The following is a 17,679-nucleotide window of genomic DNA, read 5'->3' on the forward strand; positions in this document are numbered from 1 at the left end:
GCCCGCTTTGAAAGCCTTTGGAAGGATCCATCCTTGGCTGCCTCGCGCACTGCGACACAATCCCTCTCCTCGGCAAAGACGGCTTCTGGCCGTCTGTCGTTCGCGAAAATTCGCGAGCCCCTGGAAGTTCCCGACCTGTTGGCCTTGCAGACCGACAGCTTTGACTGGCTGCTCGGCAACGAGCGCTGGCAGGCCCGCGTGGCCGAGGCCAAGGCCGCCGGCAACACGCACGTCCCAGACCGGTCCGGCCTGGAGGACATCTTCGAGGAGATCTCTCCGATCGAAGACTTCTCCGGCTCGATGAGCCTGTCCTTCCGCGACCACCGGTTCGAGGAAGTCAAGTACTCCATCGAGGAGTGCAAAGAGCGCGACATGACGTATGCCGCGCCGCTCTTCGTCACCGCGGAGTTCATGAACTCCACCACCGGTGAGATCAAGAGCCAGACGGTCTTCATGGGCGACTTCCCGCTGATGACCGACCGCGGCACCTTCATCATCAACGGCACCGAGCGTGTCGTCGTCTCGCAGCTCGTCCGCAGCCCGGGCGTCTACTTCGAGCGTTCGCTGGACAAGACGTCCGACAAGGACATCTTCACCACCAAGATCATCCCCAGCCGCGGTGCCTGGCTGGAGTTCGAGATCGACAAGCGCGACCAGGTCGGCGTCCGCGTCGACCGCAAGCGCAAGCAGTCGGTCACTGTGCTGCTGAAGGCACTGGGCTGGACCGAGGCGCAGATCCTCGAGGAGTTCGGCGAGTACGAGTCGATCCGCCAGACGCTGGAGAAGGACCACACCGCCACTCAGGACGAGGCGCTGCTGGACATCTACCGCAAGCTGCGTCCGGGCGAGCCGCCCACCCGTGAGGCCGCCCAGAACCTCCTGGACAACCTCTACTTCAACGGCAAGCGCTACGACCTGGCCAAGGTCGGTCGCTACAAGATCGACAAGAAGCTCGGTCTCGAGACCTCGATCAACAACAGCACCCTGTCGGTCGACGACATCGTCGCGACGATCAAGTACCTCGTGGCCCTGCACGCCGGTCAGGAGACCATCAAGGGTCACCGTGACGGCGAGGAGGTGGAGCTGCGCGTCGAGGTCGACGACATCGACCACTTCGGCAACCGTCGCATCCGCAACGTCGGCGAGCTCATCCAGAACCAGGTCCGCACGGGTCTGTCCCGTATGGAGCGCGTGGTGCGTGAGCGGATGACGACTCAGGACGTCGAGGCGATCACGCCGCAGACCCTGATCAACATTCGCCCGGTGGTCGCCTCCATCAAGGAGTTCTTCGGCACCAGTCAGCTGTCGCAGTTCATGGACCAGAACAACCCGCTGTCCGGGCTGACGCACAAGCGTCGCCTGAACGCGCTCGGCCCCGGTGGTCTGTCCCGTGACCGCGCCGGCATGGAAGTTCGTGACGTCCACCCGAGCCACTACGGCCGCATGTGCCCGATCGAGACCCCTGAAGGTCCCAATATCGGTCTGATCGGTTCGCTGGCGTCCTACGGCCGGATCAACACGTTCGGTTTCATCGAGACTCCCTACCGCAAGGTCAAGGGCGGCAAGGTCACCGACGAGATCCACTACCTGTCCGCGGACGAAGAGGACAACTTCGTCATCGCGCAGGCCAACGCGGCGCTGACCGACGACAACACGTTCGCCGAGGAGCAGGTGCTCGTTCGTACCCGCGGTGGCGAGGCGAGCGACGTTCCGGCCGACGAGGTCGACTACATGGACGTCTCCGCACGTCAGATGGTCTCCGCGGCGACTGCCCTCATCCCGTTCCTGGAGCACGACGACACGTCGCGTGCGCTGATGGGCGCCAACATGCAGCGTCAGGCCGTGCCGTTGGTGCGCGCCGAGGCGCCGCTGGTCGGCACCGGCATGGAGCATCGTGCTGCGCTCGACTCCGGTGACGTCGTTCGTGCCGAGAAGGCCGGCGTCGTGACCGAGGTCTCCGCCGAGCTGGTCACCGTCCTCAACGACGATGGCACGCAGACGACCTACCGGATCAGCAAGTTCATCCGCTCCAATGCGGGTAACTGCTACAACCACCGCGTGGTTGTAGAGAACGGCTCCCGCGTGGAGGCCGGTGGCGTCATCGCCGACGGTCCCGCGACCGATGGTGGCGAGATCGCGCTCGGTAAGAACCTGCTCGTGGCGTTCATGTCCTGGGAGGGTCACAACTTCGAGGACGCCATCATCCTGTCCCAGCGTTTGGTGCAGGACGACACGCTGTCCTCGATTCACATCGAAGAGCACGAGATCGACGCCCGTGATACCAAGTTGGGTCCGGAGGAGATCACTCGCGACATACCCAATGTCAGCGAGGACGTGCTGGCCGACCTCGACGAGCGCGGCATCATCCGCATCGGCGCCGAGGTCCGCGACGGCGACCTGCTGGTCGGCAAGGTCACCCCGAAGGGTGAGACCGAGCTGACCCCGGAGGAGCGACTGCTCCGCGCGATCTTCGGTGAGAAGGCGCGCGAGGTGCGCGACACCTCGATGAAGGTCCCGCACGGCGAGACCGGCACGGTCATCGGCGTCAAGGTCTTCGATCGCGAAGAGGGCGACGAGCTCCCCCGGGCGTCAACCAGCTGGTTCGCGTGTATGTCGCCAACAAGCGCAAGATCACCAACGGAGACAAGCTCGCCGGTCGTCACGGCAACAAGGGCGTCATCTCCAAGATCCTGCCGGTCGAGGACATGCCGTTCCTGGAGGACGGCACGCCGGTCGACGTCGTGCTCAACCCGCACGGTGTGCCGCGTCGAATGAACCTCGGCCAGATCCTGGAGTTGCACCTCGGCTGGTCCGCCTCGCGCGGCTGGAAGATCGAGGGTGACCCCGAGTTCGCCAAGCAGATCGCGCCGGACGCTCAGGAAGCCCCGCCGAACTCCCGCGTCGCATCGCCGGTCTTCGACGGTGCGTCCGAGGACGTCGTCACCGGCCTGCTCGACGCGACGTTGCCGACGCGCGACGGCGTGCGTCTGGTGGACCACACCGGTAAGACCCAGCTCTTCGACGGCCGCTCCGGCGAGCCGTTCCCGGAGCCGGTGTCGGTGGGCTACATGTACATCCTGAAGCTCCACCACCTGGTCGACGACAAGATCCACGCACGCTCCACGGGTCCCTACTCGATGATCACCCAGCAGCCGCTCGGCGGTAAGGCCCAGTTCGGTGGCCAGCGCTTCGGTGAGATGGAGGTCTGGGCACTGGAGGCGTATGGCGCCGCCTACGCCCTGCAGGAGTTGCTGACCATCAAGTCGGACGACGTGACCGGCCGCGTGAAGGTCTACGAGGCCATCGTCAAGGGCGAGAACATCCCCGAGCCCGGCATTCCGGAGTCGTTCAAGGTTCTGATCAAGGAAATGCAGTCGCTGTGCCTCAATGTCGAGGTGCTCTCCAGCGACGGCAGCCTGATCGACCTGCGCGATTCCGACCAAGAGGTCTTCCGCGCAGCGGAGGAACTCGGCATCGACCTGAGCCGGCGTGAGCCCAGCTCGGTCGAGGAAGTCTGAGACAGACAACCGGCGAGGTATGCCGGGCCTGGCTCGGCATACCTCACCAAACCCTTTAGAACACAAGCTATTTCAGACTTTCGCTAGACACGAGAAGGAAGGCACAACGTGCTGGACGTCAACTTCTTCGACGAACTACGCATCGGCCTCGCCACCGCTGAATCCATCCGAGGGTGGAGCCATGGTGAGGTGAAGAAGCCCGAAACCATCAACTACCGCACCCTGAAGCCGGAGAAGGACGGACTCTTCTGCGAGAAGATCTTCGGTCCGACCCGCGACTGGGAGTGCTACTGCGGCAAGTACAAGCGAGTCCGCTTCAAGGGCATCATCTGTGAGCGCTGTGGCGTCGAGGTGACCCGTTCGGCGGTCCGTCGTGAGCGCATGGGCCACATCGAGCTCGCCGCTCCGGTGACGCACATCTGGTACTTCAAGGGTGTTCCGAGCCGTCTCGGTTACCTGCTCGACCTCGCCCCGAAGGACCTGGAGAAGGTCATCTACTTCGCGGCATACATGATCACGTCCGTCGACGTCGACCAGCGTCATAAGGACATGCCCTCGCTCGAGGCGCAGATCGAGGTCGAGAAGAAGGAACTCGAGAACGCTCGCGACAACGCCGTCAACACCCGCGCCGCCAAGCTCGAGGCCGACCTGGCCGAGCTGGAGAAGGAAGGCGCCAAGGCGGATGCTCGTCGCAAGGTTCGCGAGTCGGCCGAGCGCGAGATGAACCAGATCCGCAAGCGCGCCGATCAGCAGATCGAGCGCTTGGAGCAGGTCTGGGATCGCTTCAAGAACCTCAAGGTCCAGGACCTCGAGGGCGACGAGGTGCTCTACCGCGAGATGCGTGACCGTTTCGGTCTCTACTTCGAGGGTGGCATGGGCGCCGAGGCGCTGCAGAAGCGTCTGCAGACCTTCGACCTCGACGCCGAGGCCGCGTCGCTGCGCGAGACCATCGCCACCGGTAAGGGACAGCGCAAGACGCGTGCCCTGAAGCGGCTGCGTGTCGTCACCGCGTTCCTGCTGACCAAGAACCACCCCACCGGCATGGTGCTGGACTGCGTTCCGGTCATCCCCCGGACCTGCGTCCGATGGTGCAGCTGGACGGTGGCCGCTTCGCGACCTCCGACCTGAACGACCTCTACCGCCGGGTCATCAACCGCAACAACCGGTTGAAGCGACTGCTCGACCTCGGCGCGCCCGAGATCATCGTCAACAACGAGAAGCGCATGCTGCAGGAAGCTGTCGACTCGCTGTTCGACAACGGCCGTCGCGGCCGTCCGGTCACCGGACCGGGCAACCGTCCGCTGAAGTCGCTGTCCGACATGCTCAAGGGCAAGCAGGGCCGCTTCCGTCAGAACCTGCTCGGTAAGCGCGTCGACTACTCGGGCCGTTCGGTCATCGTCGTCGGCCCGCAGCTGAAGCTGCACCAGTGTGGTCTGCCCAAGCAGATGGCCCTGGAGCTGTTCAAGCCGTTCGTGATGAAGCGCCTGGTCGACCTCGACCTGGCACAGAACATCAAGTCGGCCAAGCGCATGGTCGAGCGTCAGCGCGCCGAGGTGTGGGATGTCCTCGAAGAGGTCATCACCGAGCACCCGGTGCTGCTGAACCGCGCGCCCACGCTGCACCGACTCGGCATCCAGGCTTTCGAGCCGCAGCTGGTCGAGGGCAAGGCCATCCAGATCCACCCGCTGGTCTGCACCGCCTTCAACGCCGACTTCGACGGTGACCAGATGGCGGTCCACGTGCCGCTGTCCGCTGAGGCCCAGGCCGAAGCGCGCATCCTGATGCTGTCGAGCAACAACGTCCTGAAGCCGGCCGACGGTCGTCCGGTGACCATGCCCAGCCAGGACATGATCACCGGCCTCTACTTCCTGTCCGCACAGGACGGGGAGGCCAAGCTGGAGGACGGCGAGCACTTGCGCGCGTTCTCGTCCGCGTCCGAGGCTCGTATGGCGTTCGACCGTGGCGAGATCAAGCTGGGTTCACTGGCCAAGATCCGGATCTTCGACTACGTCCCGCCGGCCGGTTACGAGATCCCGGAGGGCGTCGAGCCCGACGAGATGGGTCGCCTGAAGGCGTTCGAGCTGGACACGACCCTGGGTCGAGTGCTGTTCAACGAGACGCTGCCGGAGGACTACCCCTTCCTCAACTACGACATCGACAAGAAGGCGTTGTCCGCTGTCGTCAACGACCTTGCCGAGCGCTACCCCAAGGTGCAGGTTGCTGCCTCCCTGGACGCGTTGAAGGAAGCCGGTTTCCACTGGGCGACCCGTTCGGGCTGCACCGTCGCGATCAGCGACGTGCAGACCTCCTCGAACAAGTGGGGCATCCTGGTCGGTTACGAGGAGAAGGCCGCCAAGATCCAGACGCAGTTCGACCGCGGTCTGATCACCGACGACGAGCGCCGTCAGGAGCTCGTGGAGATCTGGACCCAGGCGACCAACGAGGTCGCCCTGGACATGCAGAACAACTTCGACCGCAAGAACCCGATCTTCCGGATGGTGTCCTCGGGCGCCGGCGGTAACTGGTTCCAGGTCCGGCAGATCGCCGGTGCGCGTGGTCTGATGGCCAACCCGAAGGGCGAGATCATCCCCCGCCCGATCAAGGCCAACTTCCGTGAGGGCCTGTCGGTGCTGGAGTTCTTCATCTCCACCCACGGTGCCCGTAAGGGTCTGGCCGACACCGCGCTGCGTACCGCCGACTCGGGTTACCTGACCCGACGTCTGGTGGACGTGTCGCAGGACGTCATCATCCGCGAGGACGACTGTGGCACCGACCGCGGTCTCACCCTGCCGATCGGTCAGCGCGGCACGGACGGCGGCGCGCTCGTCGAGCACGAGAACGTCGAGACCTCGGTCTACGCCCGCACCCTGGCGACTGACGTCGAGGTCGACGGCTCGGTGCTTGCACCGGCCGGTTCGGACCTCGGCGACGTCAACCTCGACAAGCTGCTCGCAGCAGGCGTCGAGGAGGTCAAGGTTCGTTCGGTGCTCACCTGTGAGTCCCGCGTCGGTACCTGCGCCAAGTGCTACGGCCGCTCGCTGGCAACCGGCAAGCTGGTCGACATCGGTGAGGCTGTCGGCATCATCGCCGCGCAGTCGATCGGTGAGCCCGGCACCCAGCTGACGATGCGTACCTTCCACACCGGTGGCGCCGCGGGTGATGACATCACCCAGGGTCTGCCGCGTGTCGTCGAGCTCTTCGAGGCTCGTACCCCGAAGGGTGTCGCGCCGATCGCCGAGGCGAGCGGACGCGTTCAGATCGAGGAGACCGACAAGGTTCGTCGCATCCTGCTGACCCCGGATGACGGCTCGGAAGAGCACGCCTACCCGATCAGCAAGCGCGGCCGTCTGCTGATCCAGGACGGCGACCACGTCGAGGTCGGCACGCTGCTGATGCAGGGCGCGATCGACCCGAAGCAGGTGCTCCGTATTCAGGGCGCCCGCGACGTGCAGAAGCACCTGGTCGACGAGGTTCAGAGCGTCTACCGCCAGCAGGGCGTGTCGATCCACGACAAGCACATCGAGGTCATCGTGCGGCAGATGTTGCGCCGTGTGACGATCATCGAGGCCGGCGACACCGACCTGCTGCCCGGCGAGCTCGCCGAGCGTGGTCGTTTCGAGGATGCGTCGCGTCGTGCACTCGCAGAGGGTGGACGCCCGGCGTCCGGTCGCCCCGAGCTGATGGGTATCACCAAGGCGTCGCTGGCCACCGACTCGTGGTTGTCGGCAGCGAGCTTCCAGGAGACGACACGAGTCCTCACCGAGGCGGCAATGCACGCCAAGAGCGACCCGTTGCTCGGCCTCAAGGAGAACGTCATCCTCGGTAAGTTGATCCCGGCCGGTACCGGTCTTCCGCGTTACAACAACGTGAAGGTCGAGCCGACGGAGGAAGCCAAGGCTGCGCTCTACGCACTGCCCGACTACCAGCCGTACGACTACCCGGTCTTCGGCCCGGGTTCGGGTGAGGCGGTCCGTTTGGACGACGCCTCCCTCGGGTTCGACAGCTGATCGACGATCGTTGAAGCCGGTGTGCGCGCGAACGACAGTGAGCGCGCACACCGGCTTCGGCATGAGGAGATCAGCTCAACGGGACAGCTGATCGAAGTTAAGTAAAGGGAAGCCCCCGACCGTGAGGTCGGGGGCTTACCGAGAGGACAGGCGATACATCGAGAGGACAGGGGATTCGGGCGATTTGGGTCCGATTCCGCTGTCCTCTCGGCAATGCGGTGTCCTCTCGGTAGAGGGGTTCGGGGTCGTCAGTCGGTCGGTCGGGCAGTCGGTCGGTGAGTCGGTCAGGGGTTCGGCTCGGGAGGTCGCCGGCGTATGACGAGTAGCGTCCCGACGTCCAGCAGCATGAGCAGCACCACAGCCAGTGACACAGCGACCGCCGGCCGGAAGTGCGCCGGGTGGTAGCTGTAGCTGACGGTCGAGGTGCCGGCCGGAAGGGTGACCCGCTGGTACAACTGGGTCGGCGAATAGACCACTCGTCGTTCGTGGCCGTTGACGTCCGCCCGCCATCCGGGCGTCGACAGTTGCCGGCGAACCAAGGTCGCCGGTTCTTGGCAGCGCACCGTCACGTCCGTCAGGCTTTGACGGAGCGTGCTGCAGGCGCCGGCCGGTGACGTGGTGAAGTACGGCACGGCGCGCGCATCCCGCCAGATCTCCACTCGTTCGTTCTGGTAGACGAGGCGGAGGCCGAACCGCTGACCGAGGCCGGCCGCGCCGACGCCGCGGCGCGTGACGACATACCGCACGCTCGCGTCCCGGAAGGTCTGTTGGCGTTCGCCATACGCCTTCAGCAGGATCCGCTGCTCGGACGCAGGCGTGTTGTAAATGATCAGCCGGTAGCCGACGAACTGCCCGCGCACGGCGGGCGGCAGGGCCTTCCAATACGTCGGGCGGACACCGGTCTCCACCAGCCTGGCGTACTTCTTCGGGACCGGCAGGTCATTCGCGTTGAACTGCGAAATGCGCCAGTACGAGCCGTAATTCGCCTCAATCGGGCCGAGTGTGTAGAAGCGATAGGTGCCGAGGTGGTCCTGCAGATAGCGCACCGGACCCAGGTCGACCGGCCGGGGCGGGCTCGCGGACAGCTGAGGCACGGCATACGTGGCGGTGGCGAACACGCCGACGATCGCAGCGGCGACGGCCGCCAAGCGCCGCGCCTGCGGAGGAGGACCCCGCGCGCAACAGGAGTATGGCGAGAACCCCGCAGCAGCCGAGGGTGACCGTCATGACGACAGTCGTCCACGCCGCGTGGCCGAGCACCCCACGGTGCGCGGCGTACCCGAGCGCGCCGACGCAATAGACGCCGACCGCTGCGACGGCGACCAGCACCCCGCGGTGCGACGCGCGACCTCGACGGAGGTCGTCGATGCCGTATGCCGCGCAGATCGCGACGGCGAACTCGATCAGCGCGATGCCGTACTTCGCGACCAGGACGTTGCGCACGCCCGGCGTGACGTCGAGCAGTTGCTTCACCGGAGATACGTCGAACATGTTGAGCACCAACACGGCGACCAGGACTCCGAGGAAGGCCAGCATGACGCGGCGGCCTCGAGGCCGGAAGAAGGCGACGATCCCCACCGTGACCGCGGTCAGCGTCAGATAACCGGCCTGACCCGCCGAGATCGCGTTACCCATCGGCCCGACGGCATACGGCAGGGCGAGCGACGTGACCTTCGCGCGCGGATAGGAGTAGAGGTTCGCAGCGCCGCCGTGGTAAGCCGTGTAGCCGACGTCGATGAAGGCGACGAACGCAGTGATCGCCGGCGCGGCGATGGCCAGGCCCGCTCCGGTCGCCACAACGGTCCATGCGGCGAACGCCCGCCGCAGCCCACGCAGCAACTCGGTGAGCCGGACCACCGCCCAGCCGCCGACGAACAGCCCCTCGAGCAGCGCCGTTTCGGGGAATCCGGCGAACAGCATGAAGGCGAAGGCGAACGCCGTCACCCAGAGTCCGGCGTGCGGCCGGCGATGCTGCTCAACGGCTCGGGCGATCAGCTCGACGCCCCAGCAGGCCATCGGCAAGAAGGCGATGGGGTTGAACGGTGCGTTCGCCATCACCGAGAACACGCCGTTGAGCGCGAAGAGGCAGGCGCCGGCGGTCGCAGCGGCCCAGCCCAGGCGTCGCGAACGCAGGAAGGCCAGCATGCTGAAGCCGGCGACGAACTCCAGCGCGACGTGCATCAGGAAGATGCCGTTCGGCAGCGCTTGCAGCAGGACGAAGGGGAGGAAGAAGGCCGCGGACTGCATTTCGCCGCCGAGCGGCTGGCCGAGACCTTCGTACACGTTCCAGAGCGGGACGTGGCCGTGCAACCACGAGTTCGCGGCCAGGTGCCCCAGTGCCTGCGAGGTCCAGCCGTAGTTGGGGTCGATGGTGCTGCTGCCCATGACCAGCCCGTGACGTGGTGATCCCAGTCCGGAGAAGAGGAGCATCGGGTTGCTGTTGCGCAGATGCAGCAGGAACGCTGCGTTGCCGAGCAGGATCGAGACGATCACGCAGGTCACGGACAGCACGCCCGGCCGACGAGTGAGCGTCGCGAGGCGGGCGGCGAACCCGTCAGGCACGATTCCGGCAGCCTTGCTCATGCCCGTTCGCAGGGCCCCCTGGATCACCGCGTGAAACTAACAGCCCGACATGGCCACATCGGTCCGCGCGGATGAACCGTCGTTGAACGCTCGGGGCGGCGTCAGTCGATCGGCTCGTCGGTCTCGCCGGTGTGCAACGGACCGGTGTGCTCGGAGTCGTAGGCGACGTAGTAACTGGGTCGTTGCTGCAGAGCGGTGTAGGTGCGCCCGACATACTCACCGAGTATGCCGAGGCAGAGCAGCTGGAGACCGGAGAAGACCGCGAGGATCACGACTGTCGAGGCCCAGCCCGACGTCGTGCCGCCGGAGACTTTGCTCCAAATGACGTAGACCAGCACCAGCGCCGCGACGATGAAGCCGAGCAGGCTGAACCAGGTGGCGAATCGCAGCGGCGCTTGCGAGTAGCCGGTGATCGAGTCGAGCGTGAGGCGGATCATCTTGGACAGCGGATACTTCGACTCGCCGGCGGCGCGGGCGTCACGGCGGTACTCCACTGTCGTCGACGGGAAGCCGAGGGTCGGCACGACGAGGCGCAGCACCCGGTTGTGCTCGGGCAGGGCGGTGATCGCGTCGACCGTGGAGCGGGACATCATCCGGAAGTCGCCGGCGTCCTGCGACAGGTCGAGTTTCGCCAGCCGTCGCATCATCCGGTAGAACGCTCCGGCGGTATGCCGCTTGAACGCCGAGTCGGCGGTGCGGTCGGTGCGCACGCCGTAGACCACGTCGACGTTGCGGGCGACCGCTGCGTCATACATCCGGGCGATCGTCTCCGGGGGATCCTGCAGATCGGCATCGATGGTCACGACCCAGTCGCCGACCGAGCGTTGCAGCCCCGCCGAGATCGCCGCCTGGTGACCGGAGTTGGCTCGCAGCCGCACGACGCGCAGTGCCGGCCAGTCACGCAGGGTTCGCTGCAGCAGCACGGAGGTGTTGTCGGAGGAGCCGTCGTCGACGGCGACGACTTCGTAGCTGACGGGAAGTTCGTCCAGGACCGGGCGCAAGCGTTCGACGAACAACGGCAGGACTTCCTCCTCGTTGTACATAGGCACCACGACGGAGAGCACGGGGTGTGTGGGCTGCGGGGTTCCCGGCACGGGGAGTCAACTTCCAGGTCGAACGACGAACGGTGGCACCGGCAAATCTGCCAGATGGGAGCGGGCGGCGTCGCCGCGAGGGCGGATACCGCACCGATTTTGCCGTCATGTAGCGGAACGGTACGATTGTTATTCGTGCGTGGGCTCTGCCCTGCCCGCTGGTCCGCCGCCCTGCTCAACGGGTATGCCGGACAGTGTGGCACCAGACCACCACACGCTCTCGCCGGGCAGCTCATCGGGCGCGTCGGCCGGTCGTTTCGACAGGTCAGTTCGTCATACGAGAAGTGCGGGGGAGGGCGCCGGTCCGACACTCCCGAACGCGTGGGTGGGACGACCGGGAAACCCAAGGAGTTGGCCAGGGTGAAAACCCGTGCCAGCAGACAAGATTCGATCAGTTACGGAGACAGTAGGTTGCCTACAATCAACCAGCTCGTCCGCAAAGGTCGGCAGGACAAGATCGCTAAGGTCAAGACGCCGGCCCTCAAGGGCAGCCCCCAGCGACGCGGTGTGTGCACCCGCGTCTACACCACGACCCCGAAGAAGCCGAACTCGGCGCTTCGCAAGGTCGCGCGTGTCCGCCTCACCTCGGGCATCGAGGTCACCGCTTACATCCCGGGCGTCGGCCACAACCTGCAGGAGCACTCCATCGTGCTCGTGCGCGGTGGTCGTGTGAAGGACCTCCCGGGTGTGCGTTACAAGATCATCCGCGGCTCCCTCGACACCCAGGGTGTCAAGGGCCGCCAGCAGTCCCGTTCCCGGTACGGCGCGAAGAAGGAGAAGAAGTAATGCCTCGCAAGGGCCCCTCCCCGAAGCGTCCCCTCGTCGTCGACCCGGTCTACGGTTCGCCGCTGGTCACCCAGCTGGTCAACAAGATTCTGTTGGACGGCAAGAAGTCCATCGCCGAGCGCATTGTGTATGGCGCCCTCGAAGGCTGCCGTGAGAAGACCAGCACCGACCCGGTCGTCACGCTGAAGCGCGCGCTGGACAACATCAAGCCGAGCCTTGAGGTCAAGAGCCGCCGCGTCGGCGGTGCGACCTACCAGGTCCCGATCGAGGTCAAGCCGGGTCGCGCGACCACGCTGTCGCTGCGCTGGCTCGTGGGCTACGCCCGTCAGCGTCGCGAGAAGACGATGACCGAGCGCCTCATGAACGAAATCCTCGACGCGAGCAACGGCCTGGGTGCCGCTGTCAAGCGTCGCGAGGACACGCACAAGATGGCCGAGTCCAACCGGGCCTTCGCGCACTACCGCTGGTGATGCGTTCCGCCGCCCGGTGTTCGACACCGGGCGGCGGGCCTGGACGGGTGACCGCCGTTCGCTCATACGAGTTGATCAACTTCAAGAACACACGAAAGAAGACAACGTGGCACTCGACGTGCTGACCGACCTTAAAAGGGTTCGCAACATCGGCATCATGGCGCACATCGATGCCGGGAAGACCACGACGACCGAGCGCATCCTGTTCTACACCGGTGTGAACCACAAGATCGGTGAGACCCACGACGGTGCCTCGACGACCGACTGGATGGAGCAGGAGAAGGAGCGGGGCATCACCATCACCTCCGCGGCCGTCACCAGCTTCTGGGACAACAACCAGATCAACATCATCGACACCCCGGGCCACGTCGACTTCACCGTCGAGGTGGAGCGTTCGCTGCGCGTGCTCGATGGCGCCGTTGCCGTCTTCGACGGCAAGGAGGGCGTCGAGCCCCAGTCCGAGACCGTGTGGCGTCAGGCCGACAAGTACGACGTCCCCCGTATCGCGTTCGTCAACAAGATGGACAAGATGGGCGCCGACTTCTACTTCACCGTGCAGACGGTCAAGGACCGCCTGGGCGCGGAGCCGCTCGTGCTCCAGCTTCCGATCGGTTCCGAGGCCGACTTCGTCGGCGTCGTCGACCTGGTCGAGATGCGTGCACTGGTGTGGCCGGGTGACTCCAAGGGCGACGTCACCATGGGCGCCAAGTACGAAATCCAGGAGATCCCGGAGAACCTCAAGGCCAAGGCCGACGAGTACCGCCAAGCTCTCGTCGAGCGGGTCGCCGAGGCGGACGACGCGCTCATGGAGAAGTACCTCGAGGGCGGTGAGCTCACGACCGCCGAGATCAAGGGCGCGATCCGCAAGCTGACGGTCAACTCCGAGCTCTACCCGATGCTGTGTGGCTCCGCGTTCAAGAACCGCGGTGTGCAGCCGATGCTCGACGCGGTCGTCGACTACCTGCCGTCGCCGCTGGACGTCCCCCCGATGATCGGCCACAAGCCGAACCACGAGGACGAGGAGATCACCCGCGAGCCGAGCAAGGACGCGCCGTTCTCGGCGTTGGCCTTCAAGGTCGCCTCACACCCGTTCTTCGGCACGCTGACCTTCATCCGTGTCTACTCCGGCCGCATCGCAGCCGGTAGCGCTGTCGTGAACTCGACCAAGGGTCGCAAGGAGCGCGTCGGCAAGCTGTTCCAGATGCACGCCAACAAGGAGAACCCGGTCGAGGAAGCAGTCGCCGGGCACATCTACGCGGCGATCGGTCTGAAGGACACGACCACGGGTGACACGCTGTGCGACCCGAACGAGCAGATCGTCCTGGAGTCGATGAGCTTCCCGGAGCCCGTCATCCACGTCGCGATCGAGCCGAAGACCAAGAGCGACCAGGAGAAGCTGGGCACCGCGATCCAGAAGCTCGCGCAGGAGGACCCGACCTTCACCGTTCGCCAGGACGAGGAGACCGGCCAGACCGTCATCGGCGGTATGGGCGAGCTGCACCTCGACATCATCGTCGACCGCATGAAGCGCGAGTTCAAGGTCGAGGCCAACGTCGGTGCGCCGCAGGTTGCCTACCGCGAGACGATCCGTCGCGAGGTCGTGAAGTACGACTACACCCACAAGAAGCAGACCGGTGGATCCGGTCAGTTCGCGAAGGTGCAGTTGACGCTGGAGCCGCTCAACACCGAGGACGGCGAGCTTTACGAGTTCGAGAACAAGGTCACCGGTGGCCGCATACCGCGCGAGTACATCCCGTCGGTCGACCACGGTATCCAGGAGGCCATGCAGCTCGGGGTCCTGGCCGGTTACCCGCTGGTCGGTGTGAAGGCCATCCTGCTGGACGGCGCCTACCACGACGTCGACTCCTCGGAGATGGCGTTCAAGATCGCCGGCTCGATGGCGCTGAAGGAGATGGCCCGCAAGGCCGACCCGGCGCTGCTGGAGCCGATGATGGCCGTCGAGGTTCGCACCCCGGAGGACTACATGGGCGATGTGATCGGTGACCTCAACTCCCGTCGCGGTCAGATCCAGGCCATGGAAGACATCAGCGGTGCCAAGGTCGTCAAGGCTGTCGTGCCGTTGTCGGAGATGTTCGGGTATGTCGGTGACCTGCGGTCCAAGACCCAGGGTCGTGCCAACTACACGATGCAGTTCGACTCCTACGCAGAGGTTCCCCGGAACGTCGCGGAGGAGATCATCAAGAAGATCCGGGGCGAGTGATGCCTGGCGCCGCGGCATACCGAATTGATCGTGTATGTCGCAGCGCCTATCGTCAGCCCGGCTGTCAATAAAGAAACACAACATCCGAAGGCGCCGCCCCGGCGTCAGTAACTGTCCTTGAAGGAGGACCCCACAGTGGCTAAGGCCAAGTTCGAGCGGACCAAGCCGCACGTCAACATCGGAACGATCGGTCACGTCGACCACGGCAAGACCACGTTGACGGCTGCTATCACCAAGGTGCTGGCGGACAAGTTCCCCGACCTCAACAAGGCGTCGGCGTTCGCGGACATCGACAACGCTCCCGAGGAGCGCCAGCGCGGTATCACCATCAACGTCTCGCACCAGGAGTACGAGACCGCGAAGCGTCACTACGCACACGTTGACGCCCCGGGTCACGCTGACTACGTCAAGAACATGATCACCGGTGCTGCGCAGATGGACGGCGCCATCCTGGTCGTCGCGGCCACTGACGGCCCGATGCCCCAGACTCGTGAGCACGTGCTGCTCGCGCGTCAGGTTGGCGTTCCCTACATCCTGGTGGCGCTGAACAAGGCCGACATGGTCGACGACGAGGAAATCCTCGAGCTCGTCGAGATGGAGGTCCGTGAGCTGCTGTCGAGCCAGGAGTTCGACGGCGACAACGCCCCGGTCGTGAAGGTCTCGGCTCTCAAGGCGCTCGAGGGCGACCCGGAGTGGACCAAGACGGTCGAGGAGCTCATGGACGCGGTCGACGAGTCGATCCCGGACCCGGTCCGCGACATCGAGAAGCCCTTCCTGATGCCGATCGAGGACGTCTTCACGATCACCGGTCGTGGCACCGTCGTCACCGGTCGTATCGAGCGCGGCGTGCTCAACGTCAACGAAGAGGTCGAGATCGTCGGCATCCACACCGGCCCGCCGGCCAAGACCACGGTCACCGGCATCGAGATGTTCCGCAAGCTGCTCGACGAGGGTCGTGCGGGCGAGAACGTCGGTCTGCTGCTTCGTGGCACCAAGCGCGAAGAGGTCGAGCGCGGTCAGGTCGTCGTGAAGCCGGGTTCGATCACCCCGCACACCGAGTTCGAGGGTCAGGTCTACATCCTGGGCAAGGACGAGGGTGGCCGTCACACGCCGTTCTACGACAACTACCGCCCGCAGTTCTACTTCCGGACCACGGACGTCACCGGTGTCGTGACGCTGCCGGAGGGCACCGAGATGGTCATGCCCGGTGACAACACCGAGATGTCCGTCACGCTGATCCAGCCGATCGCCATGGAGGAGGGCCTGCGCTTCGCCATCCGCGAGGGCGGCCGTACCGTCGGCGCCGGCCGGGTCACCAAGATCAACAAGTAATTCGACGAGTTCCAACCGTCGGGTTGACCTGATCAGCCGAAAGGCCCCGGACCTCTCAGGAGGTTCGGGGCCTTTCGCATGTGCTTGGGGATGCTGTGCGGTCCTAGTGCCCGGTGGCAGCCCGTAGGTGGGACCAGGAGATGGCGCCGATAATGCCGTCGACCTGCAGGTGCTGCCGGCGTTGGAAGGCCTTGATCGCGGCCGTCGTGGCCGGGCCGTCATCGCTGTCGACGGTCAGGTGCGCGCCGAGCAGGTTCAGCAGTTGCTGTGCGTACTTCACATCCGCACCGCGCATCCCGACGTGCAGCACCCGCAGTTTCGCCGGGCGGGGGATCTGGGTGGGCTTGGCAGTGGGCTTGGGCCTGGACGTGGGATTCGGAGCGGGCTTCGGCTTGGAGGTGGGCTTCGTCTCGGGTGCCCGACCGGACTGCTGACCGGTGGCGGCCTGCAGGTGGGACCAGGTGACAGGGCCGACGATGCCGTCGACACTCAGGTGCTGCCGGCGCTGGAAGGACTTGACCGCGGCCGTCGTGGCCGGGCCGTCGTCACCGTCGACGGTCAAGTGCGAGCCGAGCAGGTTCAGCAGTTGCTGTGCGTACTTCACATCCGCGCCCTGCATGCCGGGATGCAGTACCCGCAGCTTCACCGGACGCGGAATCTGTTTCGGCGTCGGCTTGGGGGCCGGCTTCGGGGTCGGTTTCGGCGTCGGCTTGGGGGTGGGTTTCGGTGTCGGGGTCGGAGTCGGAGTGCCTTGTGGCCACAGCGCGTTTAGCAGGGCGTCGGCGGACGACTGCGCCAGCGCGTATTCGCCGCGGTATGCCGCAGCCGGTCGCTGTACGTCCGCGGCGACCTGACCGGCCGGGGCGGCCAGCCAGGTGTTCCGCGGGTAGATCTGCTGCATGACGGCGAGGAACTTCGCCGTGGCGGACTCGGGGTTGATGCGCTGGTCGTAGGTGGCCCAGGAGTTGCGCTGCTGGAACAGCCCCACACTGTCCAGGTCACCACCGGTGTAGTTGTGCAGCGTCGTCTCGACCATGGCGGTCATCAGTGCGATCTCGGCGGCCTTGCGGTCCAGGCCGCTCGCACGTGCTGCGCCGACGACACGGCGCGCGCAGGCGACCTGCTCGGCGCTGAGCAGTCGGCCCATCCGCGCGTAGGTCATCGACGACGCCAGTTGCGCCGCTGTCGTCGCATCCGTTGTGGTGGGCACACAGGACACCCAGGTGAGGGCCATGGTGCTGCGGTGCGTGGACCGCAGCGCCCAGACCGGGTCTCCGGCCGGTCCGGGGATGGCCGCACCGCTCAGGGCGCTGGCGCGGGGAGTGGGCCTGGTGTTGGCGTGTGCCGGCGCTGCGGACACCGTGCCCAGCGCGGTGGCGACGGTGCACAGCGCCGTGGCGGCGGTGAGAAGGCGGGGGAACCCATGTGTGTTGTCCTCATGGCTCAGGGAGGGGCGGAGGTCTGGCGGTCGTGCTCACCTCGGCTGCGCGTGCGTCACGAGGGTGTGCGGAGAATATTGTGACAGTTGTGACGACCCTGCGTGTCGCAATCACGCATTTTGAGAAACGTGCGATATAGAGCTCGTCCTGGGTTCGCCAGCGCGGAGCCTCCCCGGCGCGGTCGGCAGTTATACAAGAGTGCTTGTGTATGTCGTCTCCAGCGCCCACC

General features: G+C 65.6%; 8 protein-coding genes and 2 pseudogenes. 6 read left to right on the forward strand and 4 right to left on the reverse strand.

Going from position 1 to position 17,679, the window contains the following annotated elements:
• The first annotated feature begins 33 nt into the window (after window positions 1-33).
• Together rpoB and ACFQDH_RS08785 are read left to right on the forward strand one after the other, a co-directional pair.
• Window positions 34-3,518, forward strand: a pseudogene (gene rpoB, locus ACFQDH_RS08780) (DNA-directed RNA polymerase subunit beta).
• Window positions 3,519-3,626: 108 nt separating this feature from the next.
• A pseudogene (locus ACFQDH_RS08785) lies at window positions 3,627-7,525 on the forward strand (DNA-directed RNA polymerase subunit beta').
• 284 nt (window positions 7,526-7,809) lie between these two features.
• Here the strand turns inward: ACFQDH_RS08785 and ACFQDH_RS08790 are convergent.
• From ACFQDH_RS08790 to ACFQDH_RS08800, 3 genes are all read right to left on the reverse strand, one after another.
• Window positions 7,810-8,571 carry a hypothetical protein gene (locus ACFQDH_RS08790; protein WP_382400420.1) on the reverse strand — a complete coding sequence of 254 codons (762 nt, stop codon included), beginning with the start codon at window positions 8,569-8,571 and terminating at the stop codon, window positions 7,810-7,812.
• The gene (locus ACFQDH_RS08795; RefSeq protein WP_382400422.1) at window positions 8,513-10,135 is read right to left on the reverse strand and encodes a hypothetical protein; all 1,623 of its coding nucleotides are present in this window, start codon (window positions 10,133-10,135) and stop codon (window positions 8,513-8,515) included. Before ACFQDH_RS08795 ends, ACFQDH_RS08790 begins: the two co-directional genes overlap by 59 nt.
• Before the next feature lie 74 nt (window positions 10,136-10,209).
• On the reverse strand, window positions 10,210-11,202 hold the full coding sequence (locus ACFQDH_RS08800; RefSeq protein WP_382400424.1) for a glycosyltransferase family 2 protein: 993 nt from the start codon (window positions 11,200-11,202) through the stop codon (window positions 10,210-10,212).
• Between the two features lie 411 nt (window positions 11,203-11,613).
• On the opposite strand from ACFQDH_RS08800, the gene rpsL reads away from it, so the two are divergent.
• From rpsL to tuf, 4 genes are all read left to right on the forward strand, one after another.
• Window positions 11,614-11,988 carry a 30S ribosomal protein S12 gene (gene rpsL, locus ACFQDH_RS08805; RefSeq protein ID WP_325550883.1) on the forward strand — a complete coding sequence of 125 codons (375 nt, stop codon included), beginning with the start codon at window positions 11,614-11,616 and terminating at the stop codon, window positions 11,986-11,988.
• Complete coding sequence (gene rpsG, locus ACFQDH_RS08810) at window positions 11,988-12,458, forward strand: 30S ribosomal protein S7 (protein ID WP_382400426.1); 471 nt, start codon at window positions 11,988-11,990, stop codon at window positions 12,456-12,458. Before rpsL ends, rpsG begins: the two co-directional genes overlap by 1 nt.
• A gap of 106 nt (window positions 12,459-12,564) precedes the next feature.
• Entirely contained in the window at window positions 12,565-14,679 is a 2,115-nt protein-coding gene (fusA, locus tag ACFQDH_RS08815; protein ID WP_382400428.1) for an elongation factor G, read from the forward strand.
• Between the two features lie 135 nt (window positions 14,680-14,814).
• Window positions 14,815-16,011, forward strand: a complete 1,197-nt coding sequence (gene tuf, locus ACFQDH_RS08820) for an elongation factor Tu (protein WP_382400430.1) — start codon at window positions 14,815-14,817, stop codon at window positions 16,009-16,011.
• Between the two features lie 103 nt (window positions 16,012-16,114).
• Here the strand turns inward: tuf and ACFQDH_RS08825 are convergent, their stop codons facing one another.
• On the reverse strand, window positions 16,115-17,371 hold the full coding sequence (locus ACFQDH_RS08825; RefSeq protein WP_382400432.1) for a peptidoglycan-binding domain-containing protein: 1,257 nt from the start codon (window positions 17,369-17,371) through the stop codon (window positions 16,115-16,117).
• Window positions 17,372-17,679 lie beyond the last annotated feature (308 nt).

The organism is Flexivirga alba (assembly GCF_042661025.1).
Taxonomy (GTDB): Bacteria; Actinomycetota; Actinomycetes; order Actinomycetales; family Dermatophilaceae; genus Flexivirga; species Flexivirga alba.